Consider the following 3996-nt stretch of genomic DNA (forward strand, 5'->3'; position numbering starts at 1 on the left):
GGAGAGCTTGAAGAGGCTCTCCATGAGGACTTCGGGCTCGACGTTGCGGGACTTGGGTTCGAGCACCAGGCGTACGTCTTCGGCGCTCTCGTCGCGGACATCGCCCAGCAAAGGCGTGCGCTTGGCCTCGATCAGCTCGGCCAGCTGTTCCACGAGGTCAGCCTTCCTCACCTGGTAGGGAATCTGGGTGACGATGATCTGGTAGGTCCCGCGCCCGGTCTCCTCCTTTTCCCAGAGCGCGCGCAGGCGCACGCCGCCGCGGCCGGTCTCGTAGGTGTCCAGCAGCGAACGGGTCGGCTCCACGATGACGCCGCCAGTCGGGAAGTCCGGGCCCTTCACATGGGCCATCAAGTCTTCGGTGGTGGCCTGGGGGTTGTCGAGCAGGGCCAGGCACGCGTCGACCAACTCGGCGGCATTGTGCGGCGGGATGGAGGTGGCCATGCCGACGGCGATGCCGGTGGCCCCGTTGGCCAGGAGGTTCGGAAAGCCGGTGGGCAGTACGACCGGCTCTTCATCCTGGCCGTCGTAGGTCGGCTTGAAGTCGACTGCGTCCTCGTCGATCCCATCGAGCAGCAGGGTCGCAGCTTCGGTCAGGCGCGCCTCGGTGTAGCGCATGGCCGCGGGGTTATCGCCGTCGATGTTGCCGAAGTTGCCCTGGCCGTCGACCAACGGATAGCGCTGGGCGAAGTCCTGGGCCATGCGCACGAGGGTGTCGTAGATCGACTGGTCGCCGTGTGGGTGATAGCCGCCCATCACTTCGCCGACCACCTTGGCGCACTTGCGCGCGGCGCTGTCGGGGTTCAGGCGCATCTCGCGCATGGCGTAGAGCACGCGCCGCTGCACAGGCTTCAGCCCATCGCGCACGTCCGGCAGCGCACGGTCGGTGATGACGCTGAGCGCGTAGGCCAGATAGCGGCGGCTGAGCGCCTCGGTAAGCGGCTCGTCGATAATCCGGTCGCCGGGACCGGGAGCGCCGGGCGGCGGGGTGGTGGTTGTGATGTCGTTCATGGGAATCAGCAGGAGAGTGAGGGACGCTACCTTAGAGGCGCCGGCCGCCGAACGGCAGGACTTTGAACTCGGAGATGAGAGAAGGACGCTGAAGGCGCCACGTAAGCCCTGGCATGCGAACTCGCCCGCCGATTTCCGCGTCGTCCGCCCTATTCAGCAGTGTCGGAACGGCGTCTCGCTCAGAGCCTGCCGGCCTCGCCCAGCCGATCGACCAGCCAAAGGCGCGCCGGCGGCAGGGGACGGTTGAGCGGGTTGAAGATGAACTGCTCGAGGAAGTGGGCGGTGAGCGCAAGGCCCGCGCCAACGTCGCCGTCCTGCAGGCGGGACTGGCTGGAGAGTAGGAATGGCGGTAGGGCCAGCATTCGATCCTTGTAGGGCTCGCCGGCGGCGCGGGAGACGGCGCGGCCGGTCCTGGGGCTGACGTAGACCAAATCGTCCGTGGTCCCGGTGGCCGCGCATTTGGAGAGGTCGAGGCCGAATCCCAGCTCCTGCAACAGACCGGCCTCGAAGCGTACGAAGACCGCGGGCCAATAGTCGGTGTGGGCAAACGCCTCGGAAAGCGCCCGGAAGGCAAGGTAGGCGCCTGGATGCGGTTCCCGTTCCGGCAGCGCGCCCGCCGCCACCGCCGCGGCCGCGGAGAGGCCGGCCAGCGCCAACGGGTCGTCGAAGAGTGCAGACGGCCCCTCGCCTACCGGCTCCAGGGCGGCCGAACCCAGCTGGTCGGAGACCCGGGCGCGGTAGCGGACCAGGACCCGGGCGCCGGCCTGTAGGAACGGCTTCATCTTGCGCGACGCCCCGCCCGCCACGTGCGCGGCGTACTTGCCGTGGTCGGCGGTCAGGAATTCCACAATGGCCCCGGCCTCGCCAAACGGACGGGCGGATAACACGAAGGCATCGTCTTCGAATTCCATCGCGCGTTAGTAGCTGAAGAATTGGAACCACGGAAAGGTAGGCGCGAGGCGAAGCTGGCCGCAGCCGCGACCAACGTCACCAGTCCGCAAATTCCGCGGGTTCCGCGGATCCGCAACGTTCGGTCACCGCGAGGCAGGATGTCGGGCGAGGCCAGAAAGGTCCGCAGCATAGCTGCGGACCTCACGGCAGTTGATGGCAGCTCTGACGGGCGGCGCTATTCGTTCCAGTGGCCTTCGCCGCGGACTGCGCTTTGGCTGTTGTGAAGCGAGAAGGCGCCGGTGCGGCCCTTCCAGACGCCGCCGGTTCCGATCAGTGAGCCCCAGCAGTCCACGCCGTTCCCACCTTTCACGGGCGCAGAGCAGGTGAACCGGCTCTGGTAGAGCGGACCGTTCGCATCCTTGTACTCGCACACCCCGTTGGTCCCGAAATCGGAGCCCGGTGGCAGGATCCAGCTCGAGCAGCGTGCTTTGGTCTCGGCCTTGTGGCCGTCGGCGAAGGTGGCCACCGTCGTCACGGCGTTGAGGCTCGCGCCGATCGGACGGCCGTCCGGCGCAGATGCCGGAAGCACGACCTGGTCGCCTCCTGAGTTCGTGTTCACGAAGGTGAAGTTTTCGGCACGTGCGGCAAGCGGCGCACCAGCCAGCAGAAGGGCCACGATAAGGCGTTTCACGATCAGCATCCCCCGTACGGAGCCTTGATCCGTAACGCCGGACCCGCGTGGTTGAGCCAGGACCAGGCCCCACCAGCCCCGGCTCCGCTACGATCCCACGTGCATATACGGACTGGGCTTGATCTATCGCCGACCGGAAGCCGATCTTTTGCCGATCCGCGCCAAGTCCATGCGACCCAGGGCGCCGAAAGCGTTTGCTAGGCGTCGAAGTCCAGGCCCACGTCGCCATAGAACTCGCGCTTGTCCGCCCAGCGTTCGTCGACCTTGACGTGCAGGAAGAGGTGGACCGGCCGGTCCAGAAGCTGGACCAGCTCTTCGCGGGCCTTCTGTCCGATCCATTTCAACGTCTGGCCGCCCTTGCCAAGGATGATCGGGCGCTGGCTTTCCCGCTCGACATAGATGGTCTGCTCGATGCGGGCCGAGCCGTCCTTACGTTCCTCGAAGGCCGTGGTCTCGACGGCGGCCGCATAGGGAAGTTCCTCGTGGACCCGCAGGTAAAGCTTCTCCCGGGTGATCTCGGCGGCCAGGAGGCGCGCGGGGATGTCTGCCGTCTGCTCGGCCGGGTAGAACCAGGGGCCTTCCTTCATCAGCTCGGCGAGGCGGCGCTTGAGGTCGTCGACGCCGGAGCCATCGGCCGCAGAGATCATGAAGACTTCGGAATAAACGCCGGTGTCGTAGAGCCGCTTGGAAAGCGCGAGCAGGGTTTCGCGCTTCATGCCGTCGATTTTGTTGAGCGCCAGTATGGCGGTCTTGCCGGCCGTCTTGAGCCCCTCGACGATGGACTCAACGTCGATCGCGGCGCGCTTGTCAGCGGCCTTGGCTCCGGGGACCTCGGCGGCGAGTTCAGCGACGCTGTCGACCAGATGAACGATGACGTCGGCGTCCTGCGCACCGCCCCAGGCCGCGCGGATCATTGCCCGGTCAAGCCGGCGCCGGGGCTGGAAGATACCAGGCGTATCCACCAGCACGATCTGCGCGTCGCCCTCCATGGCGACGCCCCGGACAGGGAAGCGCGTGGTCTGCACCTTCTGCGTGACGATCGAGACCTTGGCCCCTACGAGGCGGTTGGTGAGCGTCGACTTCCCCGCATTCGGGGCGCCGATAACGGCGGCGAACCCGGCTCTGGTCATAGGGCGCCTGCGTGGCGGATCAGCATCGCATCAGCCGCAAGTCGCTCGGCCTCGCGCTTGGAGCCGCCGACCGCGGTCATGGGTTCGAGGCCCGGCAGGCGCGCCTCGATCGTAAACACCGGCTCGTGCGCCGAACCTTCCTGCTTGAGCACCCGATAGTCGGGCGCCGGCAGGCCGCGCGCCATGGCCCATTCCTGCAACATGGTCTTGGGGTCCTTGGTCGGAGCGTCGAGGTTGTCGAGCAGGTCGGCCCAGAAGGCCAGTACGAAGTCACGG

At 66.9% G+C, this 3996-nt stretch carries 5 protein-coding genes; all 5 read right to left on the reverse strand.

Features of this window, described 5'->3' with window-relative positions:
* On the reverse strand, positions 1 to 1008 hold a 1008-nt coding region (locus VGI62_RS22345; protein ID WP_331506820.1), incomplete at its 3' end, for a DNA gyrase subunit A.
* A 179-nt stretch (positions 1009 to 1187) separates the two neighbouring features.
* A complete protein-coding gene (recO, locus tag VGI62_RS22350; RefSeq protein ID WP_331506821.1) occupies positions 1188 to 1919 on the reverse strand; it encodes a DNA repair protein RecO in 732 nt (243 codons plus the stop codon).
* Positions 1920 to 2134: 215 nt separating this feature from the next.
* Entirely contained in the window at positions 2135 to 2590 is a 456-nt protein-coding gene (locus VGI62_RS22355) for a hypothetical protein (RefSeq protein WP_331506822.1), read from the reverse strand.
* A 197-nt stretch (positions 2591 to 2787) separates the two neighbouring features.
* Positions 2788 to 3720, reverse strand: a complete 933-nt coding sequence (gene era, locus VGI62_RS22360) for a GTPase Era (protein ID WP_331506823.1) — start codon at positions 3718 to 3720, stop codon at positions 2788 to 2790.
* Positions 3717 to 3996: putative dsRNA-binding protein (locus VGI62_RS22365; RefSeq protein ID WP_331506824.1), on the reverse strand; the 280-nt coding region annotated here is incomplete at its 5' end. The genes VGI62_RS22365 and era, both read right to left, overlap by 4 nt.

It is taken from the genome of Phenylobacterium sp., from assembly GCF_036495085.1.
GTDB lineage: Bacteria > Pseudomonadota > Alphaproteobacteria > Caulobacterales > Caulobacteraceae > Phenylobacterium.

What these genes read in the sequence shown, in the direction of transcription:
- era (WP_331506823.1), bottom strand. Translation starts at nt 3,720, where the DNA reads ATGACCAGAGCCGGGTTCGCCGCCGTTATCGGCGCCCCGAATGCGGGG.
- recO (WP_331506821.1), bottom strand. Translation starts at nt 1,919, where the DNA reads ATGGAATTCGAAGACGATGCCTTCGTGTTATCCGCCCGTCCGTTTGGC.